The following is a 24,055-nucleotide window of genomic DNA, read 5'->3' as shown; positions in this document are numbered from 1 at the left end:
CACGGTATACTCCACGTTCTACAATGGAGCTAGCCTTTACATGTTCGATATTCTTCTGAACCACTCTGATTTTTTACTTATCAATAAGCATCCTGGAGTCAGCGTCCACAAAGACGATGGCGATACCATGTTGCTTCAAGAAGTTGCTAAGGCAATTAATGAGCCTAAGCTGTATCTCGTTCATCGACTTGATAAAATGACCTCGGGCATTCTGCTGCTGGCAAAAAATGCGTCGGCAGCGAGCGAGCTTTCACAGCTATTTGCAAAGCGTGAAGTAGAGAAATACTACCTTGCGATCGGTTCTAAGAAGCCAAAGAAAAAGCAAGGTTTGATCACAGGAGACATGGAGCGCTCACGACGCTCAAGTTGGAAACTTCTGACATCCAAAGAGAATCCTGCGATTACTCAGTTTTTATCAGCAACGGCTGAACCCGGTGAGCGTTTGCTGTTATGCAAACCCTATACGGGGCGAACTCACCAGATCCGTGTCGCGATGAAGTCGATCGGCTCAGCCATTGTTGGTGACCCTATTTATAATCCATCGAGTGAGGCTGACAGAGGTTATCTGCATGCCTTCGCGATTCGATTTACCTATCAATCACAAGCCTACGAATATGTCTGTGACCCAAGGAGCTTAGACTCTTTGGGAGAGAAGTGGCATCAAGAAACCGTGTCGAACGGTTTGGACAGTTGGCTTGAACCTTGGTCATTAACTTGGCCAAAGCTAAACACTAAGTGAGTGAAATAATGGAAGCATCAGCTTTACCTCTGTTTTTTAGTCATATTGAACAGCAACTTAATGAAGTACCAAACGAGCTACGCCGTATTTTCCACGGGCGCGGTAAGTTTTGGCCTGGTCTAGAGCAACTGACATGTGACTGGGTTGATGGACAACTACTGGTTAACGTGTTTAAAGAAGTAGACGATGAATTCTTGTCATCTCTAAAAGCTGGATTGGTTGAACTCACCAACAAAGATATCTGGCAATCAAAGCAGGGCACAAGCATTGTTCTACAACACCGTTATGCCGATGGCGCGCCTTCAGAGGTTCTATGGGGCGAGTTGAATGACTCTCCGGTTGTGGTTGAGCACGGTCTTAAGTACCAATTAGACATTGGCCGTAATCAGAACTTCGGTTTGTTCCTAGACATGCGTAATGGTCGTCAGTGGGTACAAGATAATGCCAAGGATAAGAACGTTCTTAACCTGTTCGCATACACTTGTGGTTTCTCTGTCGCGGCTATTGCTGGTGGCGCTCGTCAATGCATGAACGTGGACATGTCACGTGGCTCACTAAACAAAGGTCGCGATAACCACCGTCTGAATGATCACGATATGCGCTCGGTTAACTTCCTTGGCTACGATATCTTTAAGTCGTGGGGAAAAATCAAGAAGGGCGGCCCTTACGAGCTAGTGATCATAGATCCACCTTCGTTCCAAAAAGGCAGCTTTGCTCTAACCAAAGATTACAAAAAGATCTTACGTCGTTTGCCTGAACTTCTAACTGAAGGCGGTCAAGTGATTGCTTGTGTGAATTCGCCAGCAGTATCGCCAAACTTCCTGATTGAGACGATGTCAGAAGAAGCTCCTAGTGTTGAGTTTATCGAACGTCTAGACAACCCGCCTGAGTTTGTCGATGTCGACCTTGATTCAAGCTTGAAGGTGTTGAGGTTTAAAATTAACGCTTCTGCAGATGCCTAATTAGCTTCAAGTATTAGCTAGAATATAAAAACGCCTCTCATCTGAGCGGCGTTTTTGTTTGAAAGGAACCTGAAACTAATACTAGATGGTTTGATTCTTGAGTGTCTGGAACCCAAAATAAATACGCATGAACGTGGTTAGCCAACATGCTGCACCAAAGGTGTAAGCGATAACCGCAAAGTGTTGAGGCCAAATACAGAAAGCAATGAAACAAGCGATGGTTTCTGTTCCCTCGGTTAACCCCGACATGTAGTACAGAGACTTATGCTTATAGACTGGGTTTTCGATGCCTCGCTTGCCTGCCATAACCGCAAACGCTAAAAAGCTGCTGCCTGTGCCGATAAAAGAGAAGATCAAAAATGCACCGGCAATGGCGTTATGTTCTGGGTTGGCAATGACAAATCCAAAAGGGATCAACGAGTAGAATAGGAAATCTAGGCTGATGTCGAGGAAACCGCCGGCATCACTAATGCCTTGGATTCGAGCCAAGGCTCCATCAAGCCCGTCGCAAACCCTGTTAAATACAATAAACCCCAACGCCCATTCGTATTGCTGAAATGCTAACGCTGGAAATGCAAAACACCCAACCAGAAATCCGAATAACGTGGTTTGATTGGCCGTGATACCCAATTGGTTCAGTAACTTAGCCGATTGATTCAATGGCCACTTAATGACTTTGATGGAGTACTTATCCAGCATTGTTACTTCTCCATGGCCAAGACAGTACTTCTGCCCCTTGAGGTACATCGGCTTCGTCGTGCGTGACCATTAATGTTGGGATATTCGCTTTGGTCAATTGTTCAAACACCCAATCGCGAAATTGTGCTCTTAACTCTTGGTCCAGTTTGCTGAACGGTTCGTCAAGCAGGGCGAGTTTAGGCTTGGCTAGCAACATACGAGTTAAGCTTATTCTTGCGCGTTGACCGCCAGATATTTGATCCGGGAAAGATTCAGCTAAGTGAGTTAGCTCTATGTCTTTTAGTGCAGCCATTGCTTGCTGTTGACGAGCGGAACCCTTAACCGAATTAGGCAGAGAGAACGCCAAGTTTTCCCATACTTTTAGATGAGGGAATAGTAAGTCATCTTGAAACAAAATACCGACTTCACGCTGATGTGATGGAAGCTCGTCGAGCTGAATATCGTTCAACACAACGGTGCCAGAATACGAAAACTCTTCACTTAAGTGACCAGCAATCGCATCCAGTAAGGTCGACTTTCCGCAGCCACTCGGCCCCATCAAAGCCAGTATTTGGCCAGATTCTAATGTTACGTTTAGCGCTGAGAACAGCGAATCCCCATCGGTTTTACGGATGGCGAGGTCGTTGAGGTACAGACTCATTACTTAGGAGACCTTTAAAAGTAAGACGGCGATATCTAAGTTGAAGTCGGCTGACTAATATCGCTAAAGAGAAAAAGAACAGAGGCAATAGGGCCTGCCAAATGGCATAGATTGCTGTCACCCTGCGGTCGAAACCACTGGTTAGGGCAACGGCTTCTGTGGTGATCGTGCTAATGCGGCCCGCGCCGAGCATCAATGTTGGAAGGTACTGGGCCAAACTCACACTGATCCCGACCGCCCAAGCAAAGGCAATCGCAGGAAGCAAAATTGGCAGTTTGATTGAGTACCAACTCTGAAATGGCGATTTACCTAGGCTCAGCGATGCTTTAATCAACCCATCATTGAAGCTTTTCCACGGGCCGTCCAAAGACAGATACACAAACGGGAAAGCAAAGAAAACATGCGCCCAAATCACCCAGAACTCATAGGCACTACTGCCGATGTAGAGGGTCGTGACTTGCATACCAAACAATACCGAGAGTTGAGGTATTAGCATTGGAATCGCGATGATAAAACCGGGCACTTGCCACTTGTATTTGATTCTGTATTCGTGAGCCACCAGCGCAAGCAACAAAGCGATTGAAGCGGCAATAAGACCAATCCAAAAGCTTTGACCCACAGTACTCATGATGCCATCCCATTCGAACTCCCAGAAACGCTTGCTGTAGCGGCTCGGCAGTAAATCAGGAAAACGCCAACGCTGAGCAACGCTCCAAATTACCATTAAAGGAATGATCAGCAGTGAAAGGCTAGCAAGGATTGTGAATACGGTTTTCCCCGGAAGGTTTGCCCCTGTTCGTCCTGAATACTGCCAAGTTCGAAAGTACTTAAGAATTGCCCATTCAAATAAACGCGCCAAGGCGATGATCAACGAAGCTAAACCAAATAAAACGATGGCACCAGCAGCAGCTCGCGGGAGTAGGTTAAGGTCAGGGTCGTTGAACCATTGCCATACCAAAACGGCAAAGGTCGGCGGGTTGGTTGGGCCAATGATCAGAGCAATATCGACAACCGAGACACTGTAAGCGAGTACTGCCAGTATTGGGAAGCGAAGCTTAGTAAACCATTGTGGGAAAATACATTTCCACCAGATCTGAGCACGGCTATAACCCAGAGATGCACTGACCTTAGTGACACGCTCTACATCAATTTGCTGAAGTATCGAAATGCTCATCAGCAACAAGAAAGGGACTTCTTTGAGTGCGAGCATAATGATTAAGCCAAACGCGTATGGGTCTTTCACCAATAACGCCAACTCAGAGCTGGTAGCCGATTCGCCGAGCAAGTGATGTACGGCTCTTGCGCCAAGCCCCGTTGGGCTAAACAGAAATGCAAAGCCGATAGCGAAAGCCACATGTGGAATGGCAAGCATTGGCGATAGCGTTAACTCAATCTTTTTCCAAAACTTGTTTCCCCAAGAGGCTTGAAGAATACAAAAGGTCAGGAAGCAGGCTATATAGCTGCTTGCAATCGCTGCGCCTAGGCTTAAGCCAATAGAGTGCCAAGCCCCTTCCCATTGAAATACTTGGTCAAAACCGTTGAGTGTTGGCTCATCTAAACCTAGGGGCGGGATGAAACTCAGTGACGAAGCCACCACTCCCGCTACCCCAGGAATGGTTGGAGTAATGCACACAGCTATAACAACAAAATATAGAGCGCGTAGCATGAAGACTAGTTACCGTATCGCTTAAGCCACTCTTTCTCGAGCGCGTTTTGCCAGCTTGGGTGTGGTTCATCAACCGACTTAAATTGCTGAGTATTTTTAGCACTGCCAGTGAGGTACTTGCTGTTCAATACTGAAGGATCGCCCCAAACATTAAGGTCACCCTTGCGAGATTGCGCTTCTGGGCTCAATAAGAAGTTGATGGTCACTTGAGCGCCTGAAGTTGCATTGGCATTCCAAGGGATTGCAAGGAAGTGAATATTAGATAGAGCGCCGCTTTCTAGAGCATAAGCCTTGGTGGTTTCCGCTAAACGGCCACTTGCCTGCGCTGAATATACAGAGTTTGGATTGAAGGTAATCGCGAGGTCGAGTTGTCCATCATCTAGAAGTTGGATGCTTTCTGATGTACCTGCTGGGAATTGTTTGCCACCGCGCCATGCCACTTTATGGAATTTATCTAAGTAAGCCCAAAGTGGCGCTGTTACCGCTTGGAAGTTATCTTCTGAAACCGGCTGAGCCAGCGCAGGGTTATTGTTTGTTAGTTCAATCAGTAGAGACTTAATGAAGCTCGTGCCATGAAATTCTGGTGGACGAGGGTAGCTTAATCGGTTCGGAAAAGCCTGAGCGTAGCTCAACATCTCAGAGAATGATTGTGGTGGATTGTGCAGCGTCTCTTGGTCGTGAATGAACACAAGTTGCCCAACCCCCCACGGTGCTTCTAAGCCTTCTGTCGGCTCCGAGAAATCAACATCGATTGGCAAAGACTTATCGACATACTGCCAATTTGGAAGTGATTCCGTAAATGGCCCAAACAATAGCGCGTTGTCTTTCATCGAACGGAAGTTCTCGCCATTGATCCAGACGATATCGACGCTGCCGTCACTGTTCTTTCCTGCCGCTTTTTCAGCGAGCAGTCGAGTGGTGGTTTCCGCAATATCGGTTACTTTCACATGCTTCAACGTGACACCGTAGTCACTTTGTAATTTATTGCCTGCCCACTGTAAGTAACGATTGATCTCTTGGCTTCCGCCCCAAGCGTGAAAGTAGACAGTTTCTCCCTCTGCCTGCTGTTCTATTTGGTTCCAACTGTCGGTGGATGTTGCTTCATCAGCATAAATGGTTGCGCTGTATGCAACGGTTGCCATGATTCCTAACGTACTTACTATCTTGTTCATAAACTTTTCCATTTGGTAGTGAACGGGCAAGAGCATTGTATTTTCAAACTCCCTACAGTTATTCTATCTGTTTCTGAAATAAATTCTAATTCAACAGTAAATTCAATCAATTACTTGAGAACAAGCAGGGAGTTCACGGTTGAGTTTTGTTCGATCTGTAATCATCTTGAAAACTCGACAGACTCTAGGCTTTTGCCATCCTAGCAACAGACCGCTGAACCGTTGAATTTATTGCATCTAAATGAGAGATTTTTGAGGTTTATTGGAGGTTGGTACGAAAAGTCGGCGATGAGCGTCAATTTTGAAGAAGTAGTGACGGCAAGCTGGCAATAAAAAAGGAGCCATCAGGCTCCTTTAATCAGTATTTGGTTTCGATGACGGATTAGTTTACCCAGTCACGAATTGTGTACGTTAGCGTGTGTACATCGTTTTTCAGTACTAGCGTATCGTTTGTTAGAGTTACGTCGCTCCACTCGCTTAGAGTAGCAGAAACCGATTGTTCGATTTCCATCGCAGAGCCGTGACACATTTTCATTGTCATGCCCATTTGCTTGATACGGAATTGACCGTCTTTCAATTCGCCTTGACCGAAGAAGTTGTTACAACCAGCCATGCCGTTCGCAGTCATTTTTTCGCCGATCTCTAGACGAGGAGCTGCTTGGTCTTCGCTTTTCACAATGTCCTTGCCATCAATTTGTGCAAGTTCCCAATTATGGTGCTGTAGATCGGTTGGTGTTACTTGCATCGCGTTGTCACCTGTTGTTGTGCATGCTGCTAGCATCATAGGTAAAGCGGCTACTGCTAGTAATTTTTTTGAACTAAACTTCATATTATAAGGCTCCAAAGGAAAGAACGAAGTTACCGAATAAGTGTAACTTGATGGGTTCAAAGTATAGTTTACAAAACACTATATGTGTCAGTATAAGGTCATAGTTTAGTATGAATTTCATGAGCTAGGCGACAAATTAATCGCTTATTTTTGAGATAGTAAGCATAGTTTTGAATGTGTAAGGAGACGTGGTGGAGCAGTTAGAGTTTTTCCAAGTTCCAAGCCCTTGCGTTGGGGTTTGTTCAAGCGATGACAAAGGCTATTGCAATGGTTGTATGCGCAAAAGAGAAGAGCGCTTTAATTGGATGTCGATGACACCGTCAGAACAATTGCACGTGATAAAGTTGTGTCGTCAGCGCTATAGAAGAAAAATAATGAAGCAAAACAACTTAGTTGGTCAGCCGGTAGACGAAGAGGGAAATACAAGTCCCCAAAGAGATCTTTTTGGTTAAAGAGAAAGTATCAAGATTTTATTTAACTCCGAGGTAACTATTACTTTACATAATGGTTGGGGTGTAATATTAAGGTAGGTACCTTTGTACCTGAAGGAGTGATGTCGGTATGAATAAAAAGAACGTCAAAATCAAAAAAGAGCCAGTTAAAGCACTTGACCGAAAACCGATCGGGGCGAAAGATGACCCTGAAGAGGCTCCGCGTGATTGGCATTCGATGTCAGAAGAAGAACGAATGGAAATCCTTTCTCACCTCTCAGACATGCCTTTCCAATAACACCACTGGTTCTTCAGAGTCTTTCTTAAAGTTCAGTTTTCAGAAACAAAAATGCGATTAAACAAACATGTGATTCGCTTTCGTTACACCACGATGGTACGTGCAAAATGTATCATCAGCTTCGGTGGTTTTACTGTGAATCTTAATGTTCGTGATCACTTCTACAGCCCCTGCATCGTAGCAAGCTTGTTCTGCCTTTTTAACGATATCGAGTAATTGGTTGAGTTCACCTTTCATCGTGGTTTCCATCGCACCGACTTGGAAAGGTACATCGGCAGCTTTCACAACTTCAATGGCTTTATCAACCACTTCGAAGTTGTTGCCTTCTTTAACGCGAGGTATCACTTGGAAGGCAACCATCACTTCTTTTTCTCTTTTTAACTCAGACACTTTCTGCTTACTCTAGGATAGGGAATTTTTGCAGATGATAGGTTAATGCGGAGACGAATTCTACAGCGGTTATGCTGGTTGGATTACTCTCGTTGTCCTACTTATTACCCCAGTGGTCGCTTACCCAACCACCTATGTGTTCATCAAAATGACTGCCACTGAACCTCTGGTTGCGTTCCACCGAGGTATCACAATCATCTTTATTATCTATTAGGGTTTGTATGTAGTTTGCCATCGGGTCATTGGAACGTTGACGATCTCGGCGGGTTGCCACTTCCTTAATCAGTTGTAATCGATATGTAGAGCTAGCACGTTTCATTTCAATGACCTCCTGTTGTAGACACTAATAGAAAAATCTAGTTGCCAGACATAGGGGCGTCAACGTGATTTAAGAGTATTTTTTTTGAGCAACCAAGAATCAATACGTTGGCATCATAATTCACAAAAGTGTCATTTAAGTTGGCAACTTTAGGGAAGTTTTTGGGTGTGAATTTGTATTTTGTTGCATATGAAAAAGCCCAGTACAAACTGAGCTGACCATTCTATTTCTGGTTACTTAGAGCTATTTCTGGTTACTTTGAGCTGTTTGGTTTGCTCTTAAATTGTTTGATGCTCTTCTTCTTTGCTGTTCGTCGGTTGGCCATTTTGTCTTTTGGCGGACGCTTACGAGCTGTTGATTCTGATGCAGGTTTATCAGTTACAGGGAAACCTTCCAAAGATTGTAGTGGCAGTGCTTTATTGGTCAGAGTTCGAATCGCATTGAGGTACTCGTTTTCACCGTGGCTAACCAGTGAGATAGCACAGCCTGCGCTTCCTGCTCTCGCCGTTCTTCCTACGCGATGTACATAAGTTGCTGAGTGAGAGGGCAATTCAAAGTTGATCACAACAGGTAGCTGATCAATATGGATGCCACGAGCCATCACATCGGTTGCGATAAGCACACGAGTTTCGCCATTTTTGAAACTCTCTAATGCCTGCGCGCGCTCTTCTTGGCTCTTGTTGCCATGTAACGCACTCACGCTGATCTTGGCTTTGTTCAATCGCTTGGTTAACGCATCTGCATTGTCTTTGGCGCCAATAAAAACCAACACCTGCGGCCATTGGTTTTGATTAAGTAGGGCAATCAGAGCTTGAGCCTTGCTGCCTTTGTTCACGAGATACAGTGTTTCTTCAATGGTTTCGACAACGCTGTTTTCTTGGTGAGTTGTGATCTTCTCTGGGTTTGATAAAAGCGTTTCAGCCTGATTAACTAACTCTGGAGGAAGTGTTGCTGAGAATAGCAGTGACTGTCGTTTCGCTGGCAGAGCTTCGGTGATTGCTTGAATATCTGGCCAAAAGCCCATGTCGATTAATCGGTCTGCTTCATCAAGAACCAATGACACACATTGAGTTAACTCCAATTCATCACTCTTGATGACAGCCAGCAAGCGCCCCGGTGTTGCGATAGCAAGCTGTGGTTTGGTTAATAATTGCTGTTGTTGGTCATCCGCGTTCACACCGCCCGTCAACGTAATCATACTGATATTAAGAGCGGTTGCGATCGGCTCTAAAGACTCAGCAACTTGAGACGCAAGTTCACGTGTTGGAACGATAACCAGTGCTTGCAGTTCATTTACATCATGGTTGATGTTGTTCAGCAAAGGTAAGCCAAACGCCAATGTTTTCCCGCTACCCGTTTGAGCCAACGCCAGCACGTCTTTCCCAGCAATAATCGTAGGAATTACCGCTTGTTGTATCTCTGTCGGTTTATCGAATTGAGATGGTATCGCCGCGACGGTTTTTGCGTTAAGGGTTAGGTTATCAAATGACATAAATGAACCAAGTATGAAAAGGGAGGTGGAGTCTAACAGGGCTACAAATGTTAGAGAATCAGTTTTGTAACGTTAGACCATAAACGTTCTTATTATATTCGCTAATTTCGTTTGTTAGCCGTATGAGTTAATTAAACGTTGAGCATATTGTAATGGGATTGAATGGACGTACAATGACCGCCTCAAAAATGATACGTAAAAAGAGATAGAAATGAGTTGGGATAGTATCTGGCTGTTCATTGTCATTGTGTTTTTTATTGCCATTATTCCTGGCCCTAACGCATTGTTAGTATTAAGCACAGCGTTGACGCAAAGGAAGTTGTTCGCGTTTGTTAATGTGTTAGGCGTGTCTTGTGGTTTCTTTTTCCACGCTTTTATCTCAGCCAATGGCATAAGCCTGTTGTTGTCAAAAACACCAATGGCGTTTGAAGGGCTGAAGTGGGCTGGGGTTTTGTATCTCATCTGGCTTGGTTACAACCATTTTCGGGCGGCATTGCGTGCGCAAGAAGGTGTGCTTTCTGTAGTGAGTGCATCTGGGAGTAAGCTTTATCATCAGTTCTTAAAGGGGCTATTGACCAATCTACTTAACCCTAAAATTGTGCTGTTTTATCTCTCGATATTCCCTCAGTTCGTTACCACAGACGCGATTGTGTCAGACAGCCTAATGCTTGGCGGGATTCAAGCGATAGTGGTGTCGACGTGGTTCTTAGTCGTGATCTTAATGGCGGATACGTTTAAGCGTTTGTTGGTTCAAAAGCGTACCTCGCAAATGATGAACATGGTTTGTGGTGTGCTATTTGTGGGTTTCAGCATTCAGCTGGCTTTGTTTCAGCTCTAGGTTTAAAGCTTGATAGAAGCGTTAACAGATACGACTCATATCTCACTTTTCACTGAATCTTAGGGAATCCTTATCTCTCTGCATAAATGCCTAAAGCATTAGATTATAAAGTCGATATAATAATCAGATATTAATTTGGTGAATGTATTTATTTTGAAGCCAAATTGAAGATTAAGAAGAGCCATTGCTGATGATAACTGAAGCAGACGGTCAGCTCGCTTTAAAGAATAACAGAGACAGGGAGTCACTAATGCGTGAAGAGTCATTCACCCAGAAACGCAAATATTACCGTTTAAAGTACCCTCAAAAGGCACGCCCGGTGATGCGAATTAAGGATGAGCTTTTTCATGTCAGTGAAGTATCTGAAAAGGGCGTCCGCCTGATGATGCGTAACATCATTCCTGTTTATCGCGGCTTTTCAATGGCAGGCACCCTAAGGTTGCATGACAACAACAGTATCGATATTAGTGGTGCGGTGTTGCGACAAGAAGGGGATGAAGTGATCGTTCAGTTATCACAAGGTCCAAGCTTTAAAGATATGGTGTCTGAACAACGCCACATCAGACAGCGATACCCAGTATTTTTTGCAAGCTTGAGAGTGGCTTAGAAAGCTTTTAAAGTTAGATACCTTAAAGCTCGATTCTCTCATCAAAGCCGATATTAAAAAGCCCAGCACTGTCTCAAGTGCTGGGCTTTACTATATATGTAAGCAAGCTAACTAACTACACGGACAAACTAAGGCGCTTAGTCTGTCTATAGTTCGTTTTATAGCTCGTCTACTGTCGCCCAAACCGCTGCTAGCATGTCGTGACCAAATGCAACGCTGCGCTCTGGAGACCAACCGTACAGTTCGTCAGCGTGGCTGATGTGATCTTTAAATGGCATCTCGACTGTGTAAGCTAAGCATTTGAACTGCTCACCGATCCAGTTTGTGCCAACCGTCATATTCGCTTTGCCCGGTTCGTCTTTATCGTAACCAAACTCATCTTGGAACTCTGGCGTGATCGTCAGTAGTGCTTGCTTGAAGTGATTCTCTAGTTTAGCAATGCGCTCGTTGTATGAAGGCGTGCCTTCGCTACCTGCTACAAAGTTATATGGAATCGCTTCGTCGCCGTGAATGTCTAGACACAGGTCAACGCCCGTTTCTAACATGCGCTCGCGAACAAGGAATACTTCTGGGCTACGTTCCATAGAAGGTGATTGCCATTCGCGGTTCAGGTTAACGCCAATCGCATTAGTACGAAGGTGACCGCGGATGCTGCCATCTGGGTTCATGTTAGGAACCACGCGGAAAACAACGCTGTCTAGCAGAGAACGACCTACTGTGTCCGTTTCATCTAGTAGGCGTTGCAACAGACCTTCGATTAACCATTCAGCCATAGTCTCGCCAGGGTGTTGGCGACCAATTACCCAAATGTTTTTCTTTTCTTCACTTGGCTCACCAATGGTTAGCAAAGTGATGTCATTGTTATCTAGCGTGTGGCCCAGAGTTTGAAGCTTACAAGCTGGGTGCGTTTGCGCGCTGTGCAGAAGATCTTGGTGACGATCGTATGAGTACGGTGCGAAGTACGCGAAGTACATTGAATCGTGCTCAGGAATGATATCGAAGCTTAGCGTGTCGCCATCAAACTGAGATGGAATACGGAACCACTCTTCGCGGTCGTACGATGCAACCACATCGTAATCTTTCCAGCCTTCAGGGTATGCAGACGTTGCCAGTTGACCGATTTCAAAGTGGTGAGCTTGTTGAGCATCGCTTTCTAAACGGAAGTGGAACCACTGAGAGATTTCAGTCTGGTTGTCTGCTGGGATAGTCAGTTGAATGTTTTGTGGTGAATCTGCTGAAACGACGTGAATGTTGCCGCTTTCGAAATTGCTGAAAATTTTCATTGTAGTTTTTATCTCGTAGTTGAGTTGCCGTAAGACTAGCACACTTTTTTTCGAGCAAACCACTAACTAAATCGTAATGAGATGTTATTTCAACTATCTACTTTTTAGTTGTCTATTTTTCAACAACCCACTTTCTAACTATCGGCGCTGGCAAGTGGTACACCCGCGGCAGGCAGAACGTGTGTGGCGATCTAACTTGCTACGTTGCACCTTGCAATAAGCGTTTTTTAGCGCTCTTCGTCCAGAAAACCAATCATCAGGTTTCGCAAGAATCAGATAACCATTAAATCGTTTAACGAGTTCGATTCTGTTTTGCTCGATGAACTTGCTATCAAACCCAATTTCAAAGTAATCAAGCGCTTGTTCGATGGAGGTGAAACTCGCTATTTTTTGCTGGAATTCTGTCTGGTTCATGGAGTGAAGAGTTTATGAAAAGAGTTAGCCGACATTGTATTAGATTTACAATTTACTTCTTTGATTTGGGAGCGAGTTTAGCGTCTTTATTGTTTAATTAATCAGTTATTGAAATTCAATGTGCGCCTTGTATTTGCTTGGTGATTAGGTTGTTAGGGCGCTAATTTTTCAAAGTGACATCAAGCTCTCAGAAAGGTTCATTTTTTGTTCCTCAGGTTGCGATTGATGATCCAAATCAAACAGATCTACCCCTAAAGTACTATTCTGATCTCAATTGTAACTAATTGTTGAAGATGATTAAGAATTATGACAATAAAAAAACGTTATATCGCACTAATAGCGGCGGTTGGTATAGGTATTGGCTGGTTAACCTTAGGGGGAACTGCAGCCGTTATGCACTATACATCGAGCACTGAGTTTTGTGTTTCTTGCCACACGATGGAAGCACCTCACAAAGAATACCAAGGTTCAGTTCACTTCAGTAACGCAAAAGGCATTCGAGCTGAATGTGCCGATTGCCACATCCCAACGGATCCGATTGACTATGTGATCACCAAAGTAAGAGCGTCTAAAGACATCTACCATGAATTCATCTCAGGTAAGATCGACACGCCTGAGAAATACGAAGCGCACCGTGAAGAGATGGCAGAAACAGTATGGGCTCAATTCCGTGAGAATGACTCAGCGACGTGTCGCTCTTGTCACGAATTCGATGCAATGGAAGAGTTCGAGCAATCTCGTGATGCGGCGAAAATGCACGCTTACGGTAAAGAGAACAACCAAACGTGTATCGACTGTCACAAAGGCGTCGCGCACTTTGGCCCTGAAGCTCAGCTAGACAGCAAAGCCTTCGATACCCTGATTGCCTTTACCAAAAATACGCCAGCAGATGCGAAAGTGGTTTACCCAGTAACCGATATCGCAATGGGCGAGTTCGGTAGCGTAAACCCAACGGCTGAACTTGAAGTCGTTAAAGCTGAAGGCGACAACCGTACTGTGACTCTGAATGCGTTCCAAATGAAAGGCGCAGAGCAAGTGCTTTACTTCGGTGAGGGTCAACGTGCAATCGTTGCGACACTGACAGACAAAGGTCAAGAAGCACTGACTACTGGTGAATACGAAGCCGATGCTTACGGTAACGAGTGGCGTTCAGTGGCGTTAACGGGTGACATTACTGATCCAGTTGTCGATAGCCTAGACCCAATCTGGTCTTACGCAGAAGAGTTGGACAATGTTTACTGTGCAACGTGTCACGCGAAGATTCCTTCAAACCACTTCACTGTGAATGCTTGGGGACCTGTTGCGAAAAGTATGGGCGACCGTACTGACATTTCTGAGCAAAACCTTGAACTGCTGACTAAGTACTTCCAAAACCACGCGAAAGACGTTGTTGGTCACTAAAGAGAATTAGAAGGATAAAATTATGACTAATATGACCCGTCGTGGATTTATGAAAGGCACAGGTATCACTGCTGGTGCGTTGGCATTCACATCCTTGACGCCGATGAGCGCAATGGCTTCTGACAAGCGCGGTTCTGGTGTTCTAACATCAGGCCGTATGGGACCAATGCTGTGTGAAGTGAAAGATGGCAAGTTAGTATCGACCACGAATGCACTGGCACAAACCGTTCCAAACAGCCTACAAACTACAGGCCCTGACCAAGTACACACCAAAGCGCGTGTTAAATACCCTATGGTTCGTAAAGGCTACTTGGCTAACCCATCAACACCTGAAGGTGTACGTGGCAGCGATGAGTTTGTTCGCATCTCTTGGGATGAAGTGTACAAACTGATTCATCAACAACATTCACGTATTCGTAAAGAGCACGGTGCAGAATCGGTATTCGCAGGTTCTTACGGTTGGCGTTCAAGTGGTGTTTTGCATAAAGCGCAAACACTTCTACAACGTTACATGAGCATGGCTGGTGGTTACTCTGGTCACTTAGGTGATTACTCAACAGGTGCTGCGCAGGTCATCATGCCGCACGTGGTGGGCTCGATTGAAGTGTATGAACAACAAACGACTTACCCAGTCATCCTTGAACACAGTGATGTGGTGGTACTTTGGGGTCTAAACCCAATCAATACCTTGAAGATCGCCTGGAGCTCAACGGACTGTGCAGGTCTTGAATTCTTCCACCAGTTGAAGAAATCGGGCAAGACAGTGATCGCGATTGATCCAATGCGTTCTGAAACTATTGAGTTCTTTGGCGACAACGCTGAGTGGATTGCTCCGCACCCAATGACTGACGTAGCCATGATGATGGGTATTGCGCACACATTAGTGAAGCAGGGTAAACACGACAAAGAATTCTTGGGCAAATACACAACAGGTTATGACGTATTCGAAGCTTACCTAATGGGTAAAGAAGACGGCATTGAAAAATCTGCTGAGTGGGCGTCTGAGATCTGTGGTGTGCCTGTGAAGCAACTGGAACTGCTGGCTGATATCTTCAGTAAGAACCGTACTATGCTGATGTCTGGCTGGGGTATGCAGCGTCAACAATACGGTGAACAACGTCACTGGATGTTGGTTACGCTAGCGACAATGCTAGGTCAAGTTGGCTTACCTGGTGGTGGTTTCGGTCTTTCTTACCACTACTCAAACGGTGGTAACCCTGCTCGTGATGCAGGCGTACTTCCTGCGATTTCAGCGTCGCTTGGCGGTGGTTCTTCGGCGGGTAACGACTGGGCAGTTTCAGGATCTGTGAACGCATTCCCTGTAGCGCGTATTGTTGAAGCGCTAGAAAATCCGGGTTCAAGCTACCATCACAATGGCCACAACCTAACGTTCCCAGAGATCAAAATGATCTGGTGGGCAGGCGGTGCGAACTTTACTCACCACCAAGACACGAACCGTTTGATCAAAGCGTGGCAAAAGCCTGAGCTGATTGTTATCTCAGAACCTTACTGGACAGCAGCAGCTAAACACGCGGATATTGTGTTGCCAATTACTACATCGTTTGAACGTAATGATATGACGATGACAGGTGACTACAGTAACCAACACCTAGTGCCAATGAAGAAAGTCGTTGAGCCTCAAGGTGAAGCGCGTAATGACTTCGATGTGTTTGCGGACATGTCTGAGTTGCTTGCTCCGGGTGGCCGTGATGTGTACACCGAAGGCAAGACCGAAATGGAATGGCTATACGGTTTCTACAAAACCGCACAGCAAGGTGGTCGTGGTCAGCGCATCGTAATGCCTAACTTTAGCAAGTTCTGGGATGATAACCAACTGATTGAGATGAAGTGGAACGAGAAGAACGCACAGTTCGTTCGTTACGCTGATTTCCGTGAGAACCCAATCATGAACCCACTAGGTACACCGAGTGGTAAGTTCGAGATTTTCTCAAGAACGATTGAAGGTTACCAATTAGACGATTGTCCACCGCACCCTACTTGGTTAGAGCCGACAGAGTACACAGGTAATGCTAAAGATGGCGAACTGCAATTGATGACAGCGCACGCCGCGCACCGTCTACATAGCCAGTTCAACTACGCGAAGATTCGTGAAGAGTACGCGATTGCAGACCGCGAGCCGATTTCAATTCACCCTGAAGACGCAAAAGCGCGTGGCATTAAAACGGGTGACTTGGTTCGCGCACACAATGGTCGTGGTCAAGTATTGGTTGGAGCACTAGTGACAGATGGCATCAAACAAGGCTCTGTATGTATCCATGAAGGCGGTTGGCCAGATTTAGATAAAGATACAGGCCTATGTAAAAACGGCGGCTGTAACGTACTTACGTTGGATCTTCCGACCTCTCGTTTGGCAAATGGTTGTGCAGCGAACTCTGCGCTTGTGAAAATTGAAAAATACACAGGCCCAGTATTAGAACTGACAGCATTTGATCCACCTAAAAATGGCTAATCTTTAACGAGAAATAGCTAATTGAACGAAGCCAGCCTAACCGCTGGCTTTTTTTATGATCTTTTTTGCGATGGAAAGACTATTACTGTGTGTCGAGTAGACACCTGATAATAATCAACGACATCAAAGCAAGAGAGAATCCCATGAATCGAATCAACCCAAAGAAGTTATTTCGTAGCAAATGGACAGCTGTTAGCCCTGTGAAGAAAGAAAAGCACTTCATGGTGACAGAAGTCGAATTTGATGAAGGGGAGGTAGTGCGCTGCATGATAGAGGCGGTCATGACCAAACGAGAAGAAGACATCAATTGGCGAGACCTCACCGATAATCAAAATTGGCTCCCAGGCTGGAAGTAGGGCCAGAAGCCTGTTTGATTAGAATCTGGTGTTAATGGCGAACTGGCGTTTATCGGATATTCGACGCTCTCATTTGCCAGTACTTGAGCCCCTCTAACACACCCGCAGCGTGTGTTGCGGTGCTGGTGTATACATTGTCTCTATCGGACAGATGAGCCACCTCTGGATAATGGTTAGCCACTAAGATCGAATTTACACCCTCTATCGTTAGCATGGATGCGTCGTTTGCAGAGTCGCCCGCGACACACACTTCTTCTACGCTCAAATCATGTTGCTTGAGTAGATGATGAATCGCAGTAGCCTTATTGACGCCCTTTGGTGTGATGTCTAAATACCAGTCGTGGGAGTAGGTGAGATGCACATCCAATCCGTGCGACTCCAAACTTGATTCGATTAACTCATGTTGAGGTTCAGACAGCTTCCCTTCAAAAGTAATCTTGTAATCACCTTGATGATTTTCAAAGCGTTCGCCCATAAAGTCGAGTGGTGCGAGTGCTGTCTCGACCTTGGATTTGTTCCACGAAGCTTCTAATTGATTGTGCCAAACATGATCGGGTTTTTGGGAATGAACGTGATGAATTCTAGTGCCAACATCGCTGATAATGCTGTGTGGTTTAGGGTAGTTATCAGACGCCAACCCAACTCGAATTGACGGCAGAGTTCTTCCTGTCGCAATGATAAAACGGATATCAGGTTGTTCGGTTAGGTAGTCAAATAACTGATTAACGCCATGAGAAGATCCTCCATCTAGCGTCCCGTCAAAGTCACACACCAGCATTTTTATCATTCGAATTCCTTGTCTTTTTCTCTCATTCATCGCGGGGAAATGTCTATTTCTTTTATAAAGAATGGCTCAGCAGTGAGCACTCTACAAGTTGTCTTGTGGCTTAGATAATCGATATTGAACAGTTTGCAGCAAGTATCACAGTTGGTGTGATGTTTTGAAATTCTGGGTTGAAAAACTCGCTTTTGTCTCGCTGGTTTTAGCTTATTTCCCTTTGGTTTTTAGACTATGAAGAGTGGGGGATGTGATCCTTACAATAGGCTGAGTGCTTGCATCTAAAGCGTCACGAAATCTTAATAAATAGTTTGTATTCGAATTATTTGTGCACGAACTATTTGATGCTATTCTTGGTCTGTTTAGCGTATTAATTGCTCAAATGTAAAATAAATATTCAATAATCTATCAGTAAGTAATACATAATATTGCGAGCTGTCTTGTTGTTTTAATGTCTTTTATTTTCAGTGTCTTGGGTGTTTGTTGTTTTGTTATTAATCATTATTTTTTCTAGGGGATTGCTGGTTTTGCAGGTAGCTTACAGTACGAAGCCCCTTGATTTACACTGGTTAATTACTTAGAGTGCTAATCGTTTTTTGAGTTTAAATAAGTAATTTTTAAGTTTAAAGGACCGTTTTTAAGTTTAAATAACAGTATTTGAGCTTAAATAACTATAAGTTTAGATAACTAAGAAAGGATTAGATTACATGGATCCCATACTGGAAGTTAAGGGACTGTACAAGGTGTTTGGTGAAGACACCGACCGTGCTTTTACGATGATTAATCAAGGTGCGGACAAAGACAAAGTTTTCGAAGAAACAGGTCTAACGATCGGCGTTAACGATGTTTCTCTTAGTATTCAAGAAGGCGAGATTTTCGTAATAATGGGACTGTCAGGATCTGGCAAATCAACCCTAGTACGCCTTCTTAACCGCTTGATTGAACCTACCAAAGGTAATGTGCTTCTACGAGGCAAAGACATTGCCCACATCTCAGAAGATGAACTCCGCGAAGTTCGCCGCAATAACATCTCCATGGTTTTCCAAAATTTCGCATTGATGCCTCACATGACTGTCATCGAGAATGCCGCGTTTGGCCTTGAGCTTGCTGGTGTTGATGTAGATAAACGAAAAGAGTCAGCACTGGCCGCGTTAGAACGAGTTGGCCTTGGCGCGTATTCGGAGTCTTACCCAGATGAACTGTCTGGTGGTATGAAGCAGCGTGTTGGTTTGGCTCGCGCCTTAGCATGTGACCCAGACATTCTGTTAATGGACGAAGCGTTCTCTGCACTCGATCCACTGATTCGTACCGAAATGCAAGACGAGTTAATCCGACTTCAAAATGACGATAAACGAACGATTGTTTTCATCTCGCATGATTTGGATGAAGCGATGCGTATCGGTGACCGAATCGCGATTATGCAAAATGGTGAAGTGGTTCAAGTGGGTACTCCTGATGAAATCTTGAATAGCCCTGCGAACGACTATGTTGAAGCCTTCTTCCGTGGTGTGAATGTCGCAAGCGTTCTTACGGTTAAAGACATCGCGCGCAAGAAACCTGCAGCGGTATTTAAGAAATCTGAGCACGATGGTCCAGCTTCGGCTCTGCAAATCTTAATGGATAACGACCGTGAATACGGCATCGTTGTTGAGAAGAGCAGTCACTACTCAGGTATTGTTTCTATCGATTCCCTTCGCAAAGCCCACAAAGAGAACAAATCGTTGGTGAGCGCTCAGCTAAGTGATGGCCTAACTCTGAATCCAGATTTACCAATCAATGATGTGCTTGGCCTTGTTGGCGGTGTGCCTTATTCCGTTCCTGTTGTGGACGAGCAAGGTAATTACTTTGGCGTTGTGACTAAGTCACGATTGCTACAAACATTAGATAAGGGATAGATCATGTCGTCGGAACAAACAAATAATGACCCATGGTCGCAAGCCGCTCCCTCTACTCAGCCAGCAAGTGATCCTTGGGGCCAAACAACGGAAACTGCACCATCTGCGGATTGGCTAAGCAGCGAAACCGTTGAGGTGACGCCTTTTGACCCACTGAACCCTTTTGCTGAAGCTGTACTACCAGTCGATACTTGGGTTGAGTCTGGTCTGAATTGGTTGGTTGAACACGGACGCCCACTGTTTCAGGCGATACGTGTGCCTATCGATTTCATCTTAAGTTCATTTGAAACAGCTCTGGTTTCTACGCCAGCACCATTCATGCTGATCATCTTGTTTTTAGTCGCATGGCAGTTTTCAAACCTGAAGCTTGGTGTTGCTACCGCAGTATCCTTGACGTTCATTGGCTTGATTGGCGCTTGGTCCGAAGCCATGACCACGCTTTCGTTGGTGATGACATCGGTCTTCTTCTGCTTGTTGATTGGTTTACCTATGGGGATATGGCTCGCCCGCAGTAACACGGCGGCTAAGTTCGTTCGTCCAATTCTGGATGCAATGCAAACCACGCCAGCCTTTGTTTATCTCGTGCCAATCGTAATGTTGTTTGGTATCGGTAACGTACCGGGTGTTGTTGTGACCATCATATTCGCACTGCCACCAGTGGTACGTTTAACCATTTTGGGTATTCAACAAGTTCCGGAAGAGTTGATCGAAGCAGGTCACTCATTCGGCGCGAGCAAAAAGCAGATGCTTTATCGAATTCAACTGCCATTAGCATTGCCAACCATCATGGCGGGCGTAAACCAAACACTGATGCTGTCGCTATCTATGGTGGTTATCGCATCAATGATTGCGGTTGGTGGTTTAGGTCAAATGGTACTGAGAGGTATCGGCCGCTTAGATATGGGGCTGGCCGCAGTCGGTGGTCTAGGCATCGTTATTCTCGCCATCTTATTGGATCGCATCACCCAAGTGTTGGGTGTGAATGCAGGCAATACAAAATTACGCTGGTACCGCATGGGACCTGTTTCCCTTGTACTTAATGCTTTAAATCGCGGTAACAAATCAGAACTTCAATTAAGGAAAAACACCAATGAATAATTCATGGAAGAGCAAACTTGCAGTGAGCATTGTTTCTACACTGGCAGTATCAACGAACGTGTGGGCAGCAAGCCTACCGGGTGAAGGTGTATCAGTTCAGCCTGTTCAATCGTCTGTAGCAGAAGAAACATTCCAAACGTTGATTGTTAACCGTGCTCTAGAAGAACTTGGCTACGATGTGAAATCAACGCAAGAAGTGGACTACAACGTAGGCTACACCTCAATTGCAAAAGGTGATGCAACGTTCCTAACGGTAGGTTGGTTCCCGCTTCATGCAGACAAATACACAATGGCGGGTGGCGATGACAAATTCTACCGCAAAGGCCAATATGTAAGTGGTGCAGCGCAAGGTTATCTGATTGATAAGAAAACGGCAGAAAAGTACAACATCACTAATATTGGTCAGTTAACTGATCCAAAAATCGCAAAACTGTTTGATGCAGATGGCGATGGCAAAGCAGACCTAACAGGCTGTAACCCAGGTTGGGGTTGTGAGATGGTGATTGAACATCAACTTTCAGCGTTCAAACTGGACGATACGGTAACTCACAACCAAGGTAACTACGCTGCAATCATTGCAGATACGATTTCTCGTTACCAAAAGGGTGAATCAATTCTTTACTACACGTGGACACCTTACTGGGTAAGTGGCGTATTGGTGCCTAACGAAGATGTAGTTTGGTTAGAAGTACCTTTCTCAGCACTTCCTGGCGAGCGTTCGAATGTGGATACGACGTTATCTAACGGTAAAAACTACGGCTTCGAAATGAACTCAATGCGCATTATTGCGAACAAAGAGTTTGCTAAGAACAACCCATCAGCAGCGAAGCTTTTCGAGATCATCAAACTTAACATCAATGATGTAAGTGCTCAGAACATGATGATGAGTAAAGGAAAAAACAGCTCTGCAGATATCGAAGCGCACGTAAACGGTTGGATTAAAGCGAACCAAAGCACGTTCGATGGTTGGATTACAGAAGCGAAGAAAGCAGCACTGTAACTTTGACTTGTATTTGCTCTGTCTGACTAGACATTTTGATTTGACATGATGAGCGTGTTGAGTGATTGTGTAGAGTCACTGAATCACCTTCAAATTAAGTGATTAGGTGTTTGTCTGTATGAATACTGCTGGTCGTATATCTGGCTAATTGACTTATTCACCCGATTACTATTGGGTAGCCTCTCGGAGAATTAAAAAGCCACCTATTGTTTGGTGGCTGTTTATATCCAGTAAACCTGAGTCGTTAACCATATTTATTAATGAATGCGATAACATTCTTGTTACTCAGTAATTCGATCTTGTCGATAGTCAGTACGCAATAGCGGTAGTTTTTGTTTTTGAAGGTGATGTTCGACTTTTCTTCTGTTGGTTCTGAAAACTTCCATATTTCAAATCCGATGTTCTTCATAAGTTCCAATGCACTTGGGTTCTTAATGATCATGGAATACTTTTTAATCTTAGTATTTCTTGCAAGAAGCTTCATATCGGAAATTAGGTTCGCAATAGATTGTTCGCGTTTCTCAGAGTGACCGCTAACCACAATGTAATTTAAGTTCTGGTTAGAATCTAAAGAGCAAGCTTGCTTAATATGTAGATGCTTATTTTGGTATTGCTCGAATACCTCTTCGTTGAAGAAAAAACCTAGGCTATGACTAACAATATCGCCCTTAACATCGACCATTTTTCTGCCATGCGCCTTTTTTTCACTGCAATAGAGAAACAGGTCGATAGTATCAAGCGCTGAAGGATCCACCTTTGTATATTGTGAAATCAGCTTTATTCTATCTATTACTGCTTTGTCATTCTGATCTGTCATTAGTGGCATGATCTGACAGTCGCAGCCTTCTTCTATTTCCCCTTTAGTGATAGATGATATTCGGCTTTGAAACGAAAAGAACCTCTCACGAAGGAAGTCTTCAAGTAGTACACTGTCTTCGTTATCTTCTGAATCAAAGGTTTTCAACGTTGTATACAAGTCCAGACCAAGGCAGTCCAATAGCTTTAGGGCTTTGTAATTACTTGGCTTTACTTTGCTATTTTCCCATCGATTTATCGTTACGACATCTACAGAGCTGAATTCATCATCTAAGTGATTAATGTATGCCGCAAAATCCTTTTGCGTTAACTTCAATTTCTTGCGCGCGTCGCGCAGTAATTGCGGAAATTTCATCATGGTAGAGTATTCATCTTTGATTAGTGACATTACGTTCCGATTCGTCAGATAGTCTATTTTATCAATCGTTAATATACAGTAGCTATAATGTTTATTTTTGAATGTGATATTACATTTTTTAGCAGAAGGTTCTGAAAATTTAAATACTTCAAACCCCACACTCTTCAAGAGTCTCATCATATTGGGGTCTTTTACTAAAACAGAATATTTTTTAATATTTTTGTTCTGAGAAAGTAACTGTATATATGAAACTATATGCTCAAAAACATGATCTTTTGTCTCTGAGTGTGAGCTTATATTAAAATAATTTATGTTTTTGCTTGAATTTAAAGAGCAGGACATTCTTAGATCTAGCTCTTGAGTTTTTAATGTCTCAAATTGATGGTCTTCAAAGAAAAAGCCTACGTTGTGACTCACAATGTCGCCATCTGTATTGATGAGCTTGTGACCATGTGCTTTTTTCTCACAGTAATAGAGATACAAATCAATTTGATCCAGTGGCGAAATATCTACTTTTGTGAATTTAGAAAGTAGTTTGATTCTGTCGATAACGCCAGTGTCACACGGCTCTGACATTAAAGGCAATGACTTAAAGTTGCGTTCGCCTTGTTGTTGATTCAGGCCTGATAGAGCTGAAATTCTACTTTGAAATGAGCCATAGGATTCGTTTAAAAACAGTTCGATTAGTGTGTCTTTTTGTTCGGGCTCAAAGCTCTTTATTGTCTCAAACAAATCTTCGCCAAGGGACTGTAATATCTTGAGTGCTTTGTATGTACTAGGCTTTACCTTGCTGTTTTCCCAACGATTTATCGTTACGACGTCAACCGTATTAAACTCATCGTCCAGCTGATTTAAGTAGGTTGCAAACTCTGTTTGTGTAAATTGAAGTTCCTTTCTGAAGTTACGTAACAACTGTGAAAACTCACTCATTAAAACATTAACCTTCTGATAATTAACTCAATGTCTGGATTCTAATTTAGACATCAGACTCTCTATTTAACATCTTCAGTAATTTGTTTTTTACGGATGTTAATTGTTCGGATTATTTGAACTGTATGTTGCGCATGTCCCTAACTGGCTAAGTGCCAAATTGGTGACGTCAAA

General features: G+C 44.2%; 24 protein-coding genes. 12 read left to right on the top strand and 12 right to left on the bottom strand.

The window, feature by feature from the left end; all coding sequences use genetic code 11:
- Nucleotides 1-40 precede the first annotated feature (40 nt).
- Both A142_RS21225 and A142_RS21220 read left to right on the top strand, forming a co-directional pair.
- A complete protein-coding gene (locus A142_RS21225) occupies nt 41-739 on the top strand; it encodes a TIGR01621 family pseudouridine synthase (protein WP_029405574.1) in 699 nt (232 codons plus the stop codon).
- A gap of 8 nt (nt 740-747) precedes the next feature.
- The gene (locus A142_RS21220) at nt 748-1,701 is read left to right on the top strand and encodes a class I SAM-dependent methyltransferase (RefSeq protein ID WP_029405573.1); all 954 of its coding nucleotides are present in this window, start codon (nt 748-750) and stop codon (nt 1,699-1,701) included.
- An 81-nt stretch (nt 1,702-1,782) separates the two neighbouring features.
- Here A142_RS21220 and A142_RS21215 read toward each other — a convergent pair whose 3' ends face one another.
- The 5 genes from A142_RS21215 to A142_RS21195 form a co-directional block, all read right to left on the bottom strand.
- The gene (locus tag A142_RS21215; RefSeq protein ID WP_019824259.1) at nt 1,783-2,400 is read right to left on the bottom strand and encodes a CDP-alcohol phosphatidyltransferase family protein; all 618 of its coding nucleotides are present in this window, start codon (nt 2,398-2,400) and stop codon (nt 1,783-1,785) included.
- Nucleotides 2,390-3,040: an ATP-binding cassette domain-containing protein gene (locus A142_RS21210; RefSeq protein WP_019824258.1), complete on the bottom strand. Its 651-nt coding sequence runs from the start codon at nt 3,038-3,040 to the stop codon at nt 2,390-2,392. The genes A142_RS21215 and A142_RS21210 overlap by 11 nt, the downstream gene beginning before the upstream one ends.
- The gene (locus A142_RS21205) at nt 3,006-4,706 is read right to left on the bottom strand and encodes an ABC transporter permease (protein WP_019824256.1); all 1,701 of its coding nucleotides are present in this window, start codon (nt 4,704-4,706) and stop codon (nt 3,006-3,008) included. The genes A142_RS21210 and A142_RS21205 overlap by 35 nt, the downstream gene beginning before the upstream one ends.
- 5 nt (nt 4,707-4,711) lie before the next feature.
- A complete protein-coding gene (locus A142_RS21200; RefSeq protein WP_029405572.1) occupies nt 4,712-5,878 on the bottom strand; it encodes an ABC transporter substrate-binding protein in 1,167 nt (388 codons plus the stop codon).
- A gap of 382 nt (nt 5,879-6,260) precedes the next feature.
- A complete protein-coding gene (locus tag A142_RS21195; protein WP_004734625.1) occupies nt 6,261-6,707 on the bottom strand; it encodes an META domain-containing protein in 447 nt (148 codons plus the stop codon).
- 188 nt (nt 6,708-6,895) lie between these two features.
- Between A142_RS21195 and A142_RS21190 the strand changes: the two genes are divergently transcribed.
- Complete coding sequence (locus A142_RS21190; protein ID WP_029405571.1) at nt 6,896-7,159, top strand: DUF1289 domain-containing protein; 264 nt, start codon at nt 6,896-6,898, stop codon at nt 7,157-7,159.
- A gap of 109 nt (nt 7,160-7,268) precedes the next feature.
- Nucleotides 7,269-7,436, top strand: coding sequence for a hypothetical protein (locus tag A142_RS25245; RefSeq protein WP_019824249.1), 168 nt, complete (start codon nt 7,269-7,271; stop codon nt 7,434-7,436).
- A 57-nt stretch (nt 7,437-7,493) separates the two neighbouring features.
- Here the strand turns inward: A142_RS25245 and A142_RS21185 are convergent, their stop codons facing one another.
- From A142_RS21185 to A142_RS21175, 3 genes are all read right to left on the bottom strand, one after another.
- Nucleotides 7,494-7,796, bottom strand: a complete 303-nt coding sequence (locus A142_RS21185; RefSeq protein WP_017065764.1) for a thiamine-binding protein — start codon at nt 7,794-7,796, stop codon at nt 7,494-7,496.
- Between the two features lie 127 nt (nt 7,797-7,923).
- Nucleotides 7,924-8,145: a hypothetical protein gene (locus A142_RS21180; protein ID WP_017057116.1), complete on the bottom strand. Its 222-nt coding sequence runs from the start codon at nt 8,143-8,145 to the stop codon at nt 7,924-7,926.
- Between the two features lie 253 nt (nt 8,146-8,398).
- Complete coding sequence (locus tag A142_RS21175) at nt 8,399-9,637, bottom strand: DEAD/DEAH box helicase (protein ID WP_019824246.1); 1,239 nt, start codon at nt 9,635-9,637, stop codon at nt 8,399-8,401.
- Between the two features lie 211 nt (nt 9,638-9,848).
- On the opposite strand from A142_RS21175, the gene A142_RS21170 reads away from it, so the two are divergent.
- Nucleotides 9,849-10,475, top strand: a complete 627-nt coding sequence (locus A142_RS21170; RefSeq protein WP_017630072.1) for a LysE family translocator — start codon at nt 9,849-9,851, stop codon at nt 10,473-10,475.
- Between the two features lie 250 nt (nt 10,476-10,725).
- Nucleotides 10,726-11,082: a hypothetical protein gene (locus A142_RS21165; protein WP_017630073.1), complete on the top strand. Its 357-nt coding sequence runs from the start codon at nt 10,726-10,728 to the stop codon at nt 11,080-11,082.
- Nucleotides 11,083-11,240: 158 nt separating this feature from the next.
- Here the strand turns inward: A142_RS21165 and A142_RS21160 are convergent, their stop codons facing one another.
- Both A142_RS21160 and A142_RS21155 read right to left on the bottom strand, forming a co-directional pair.
- A complete protein-coding gene (locus tag A142_RS21160; protein ID WP_029405570.1) occupies nt 11,241-12,365 on the bottom strand; it encodes a M14 family metallopeptidase in 1,125 nt (374 codons plus the stop codon).
- Nucleotides 12,366-12,503: 138 nt separating this feature from the next.
- Nucleotides 12,504-12,779 (bottom strand): nitrogenase-stabilizing/protective protein NifW, encoded by a 276-nt coding sequence (locus A142_RS21155; protein ID WP_019824239.1) that lies wholly within the window; start codon nt 12,777-12,779, stop codon nt 12,504-12,506.
- A gap of 306 nt (nt 12,780-13,085) precedes the next feature.
- On the opposite strand from A142_RS21155, the gene A142_RS21150 reads away from it, so the two are divergent.
- The 3 genes from A142_RS21150 to A142_RS21140 all read left to right on the top strand — a co-directional run bounded on the left by A142_RS21150 (nt 13,086) and on the right by A142_RS21140 (nt 17,006).
- On the top strand, nt 13,086-14,180 hold the full coding sequence (locus A142_RS21150; protein ID WP_019824237.1) for a NapC/NirT family cytochrome c: 1,095 nt from the start codon (nt 13,086-13,088) through the stop codon (nt 14,178-14,180).
- Between the two features lie 22 nt (nt 14,181-14,202).
- The gene (locus A142_RS21145; RefSeq protein ID WP_019824236.1) at nt 14,203-16,650 is read left to right on the top strand and encodes a molybdopterin guanine dinucleotide-containing S/N-oxide reductase; all 2,448 of its coding nucleotides are present in this window, start codon (nt 14,203-14,205) and stop codon (nt 16,648-16,650) included.
- 143 nt (nt 16,651-16,793) lie between these two features.
- A complete protein-coding gene (locus tag A142_RS21140) occupies nt 16,794-17,006 on the top strand; it encodes a TIGR02450 family Trp-rich protein (protein WP_019824233.1) in 213 nt (70 codons plus the stop codon).
- Between the two features lie 49 nt (nt 17,007-17,055).
- Here A142_RS21140 and A142_RS21135 read toward each other — a convergent pair whose 3' ends face one another.
- Entirely contained in the window at nt 17,056-17,793 is a 738-nt protein-coding gene (locus A142_RS21135; RefSeq protein ID WP_019824231.1) for an HAD-IIB family hydrolase, read from the bottom strand.
- Nucleotides 17,794-18,491: 698 nt separating this feature from the next.
- Between A142_RS21135 and proV the strand changes: the two genes are divergently transcribed.
- From proV to proX, 3 genes are read left to right on the top strand one after another with little or no spacing between them, the layout of a single operon-like run.
- A complete protein-coding gene (gene proV, locus A142_RS21130) occupies nt 18,492-19,679 on the top strand; it encodes a glycine betaine/L-proline ABC transporter ATP-binding protein ProV (RefSeq protein ID WP_019824229.1) in 1,188 nt (395 codons plus the stop codon).
- Between the two features lie 3 nt (nt 19,680-19,682).
- Nucleotides 19,683-20,777: a glycine betaine/L-proline ABC transporter permease ProW gene (proW, locus tag A142_RS21125; protein ID WP_019824227.1), complete on the top strand. Its 1,095-nt coding sequence runs from the start codon at nt 19,683-19,685 to the stop codon at nt 20,775-20,777.
- On the top strand, nt 20,770-21,777 hold the full coding sequence (proX, locus tag A142_RS21120) for a glycine betaine/L-proline ABC transporter substrate-binding protein ProX (RefSeq protein WP_019824225.1): 1,008 nt from the start codon (nt 20,770-20,772) through the stop codon (nt 21,775-21,777). Before proW ends, proX begins: the two co-directional genes overlap by 8 nt.
- A 244-nt stretch (nt 21,778-22,021) precedes the next feature.
- Here the strand turns inward: proX and A142_RS21115 are convergent, their stop codons facing one another.
- Nucleotides 22,022-23,881 carry a helix-turn-helix domain-containing protein gene (locus tag A142_RS21115; RefSeq protein ID WP_019824224.1) on the bottom strand — a complete coding sequence of 620 codons (1,860 nt, stop codon included), beginning with the start codon at nt 23,879-23,881 and terminating at the stop codon, nt 22,022-22,024.
- Between the last annotated feature and the right edge of the window lie 174 nt (nt 23,882-24,055).

Source organism: Vibrio splendidus 12E03 (genome assembly GCF_000272105.2).
Taxonomy (GTDB): Bacteria; Pseudomonadota; Gammaproteobacteria; order Enterobacterales; family Vibrionaceae; genus Vibrio; species Vibrio splendidus_I.
The sequence above is the reverse complement of the archived record's forward strand: the minus strand, read 5'-3'. Positions and strand labels throughout refer to the sequence as shown.

Coding starts and splice junctions, on each gene's coding strand:
- A142_RS21135 (WP_019824231.1), bottom strand. CDS start 17,793: ATGATAAAAATGCTGGTGTGTGACTTTGACGGGACGCTAGATGGAGGA.
- A142_RS21150 (WP_019824237.1), top strand. CDS start 13,086: ATGACAATAAAAAAACGTTATATCGCACTAATAGCGGCGGTTGGTATA.
- A142_RS25245 (WP_019824249.1), top strand. CDS start 7,269: ATGAATAAAAAGAACGTCAAAATCAAAAAAGAGCCAGTTAAAGCACTT.
- A142_RS21165 (WP_017630073.1), top strand. CDS start 10,726: ATGCGTGAAGAGTCATTCACCCAGAAACGCAAATATTACCGTTTAAAG.
- A142_RS21210 (WP_019824258.1), bottom strand. CDS start 3,040: ATGAGTCTGTACCTCAACGACCTCGCCATCCGTAAAACCGATGGGGAT.
- A142_RS21185 (WP_017065764.1), bottom strand. CDS start 7,796: ATGGTTGCCTTCCAAGTGATACCTCGCGTTAAAGAAGGCAACAACTTC.
- proV (WP_019824229.1), top strand. CDS start 18,492: ATGGATCCCATACTGGAAGTTAAGGGACTGTACAAGGTGTTTGGTGAA.
- A142_RS21225 (WP_029405574.1), top strand. CDS start 41: ATGTTCGATATTCTTCTGAACCACTCTGATTTTTTACTTATCAATAAG.
- proW (WP_019824227.1), top strand. CDS start 19,683: ATGTCGTCGGAACAAACAAATAATGACCCATGGTCGCAAGCCGCTCCC.
- A142_RS21175 (WP_019824246.1), bottom strand. CDS start 9,637: ATGTCATTTGATAACCTAACCCTTAACGCAAAAACCGTCGCGGCGATA.
- A142_RS21160 (WP_029405570.1), bottom strand. CDS start 12,365: ATGAAAATTTTCAGCAATTTCGAAAGCGGCAACATTCACGTCGTTTCA.
- A142_RS21195 (WP_004734625.1), bottom strand. CDS start 6,707: ATGAAGTTTAGTTCAAAAAAATTACTAGCAGTAGCCGCTTTACCTATG.
- A142_RS21145 (WP_019824236.1), top strand. CDS start 14,203: ATGACTAATATGACCCGTCGTGGATTTATGAAAGGCACAGGTATCACT.
- A142_RS21170 (WP_017630072.1), top strand. CDS start 9,849: ATGAGTTGGGATAGTATCTGGCTGTTCATTGTCATTGTGTTTTTTATT.
- A142_RS21220 (WP_029405573.1), top strand. CDS start 748: ATGGAAGCATCAGCTTTACCTCTGTTTTTTAGTCATATTGAACAGCAA.
- A142_RS21200 (WP_029405572.1), bottom strand. CDS start 5,878: ATGAACAAGATAGTAAGTACGTTAGGAATCATGGCAACCGTTGCATAC.
- A142_RS21140 (WP_019824233.1), top strand. CDS start 16,794: ATGAATCGAATCAACCCAAAGAAGTTATTTCGTAGCAAATGGACAGCT.
- A142_RS21205 (WP_019824256.1), bottom strand. CDS start 4,706: ATGCTACGCGCTCTATATTTTGTTGTTATAGCTGTGTGCATTACTCCA.
- A142_RS21180 (WP_017057116.1), bottom strand. CDS start 8,145: ATGAAACGTGCTAGCTCTACATATCGATTACAACTGATTAAGGAAGTG.
- A142_RS21155 (WP_019824239.1), bottom strand. CDS start 12,779: ATGAACCAGACAGAATTCCAGCAAAAAATAGCGAGTTTCACCTCCATC.
- proX (WP_019824225.1), top strand. CDS start 20,770: ATGAATAATTCATGGAAGAGCAAACTTGCAGTGAGCATTGTTTCTACA.
- A142_RS21115 (WP_019824224.1), bottom strand. CDS start 23,881: ATGAGTGAGTTTTCACAGTTGTTACGTAACTTCAGAAAGGAACTTCAA.
- A142_RS21215 (WP_019824259.1), bottom strand. CDS start 2,400: ATGCTGGATAAGTACTCCATCAAAGTCATTAAGTGGCCATTGAATCAA.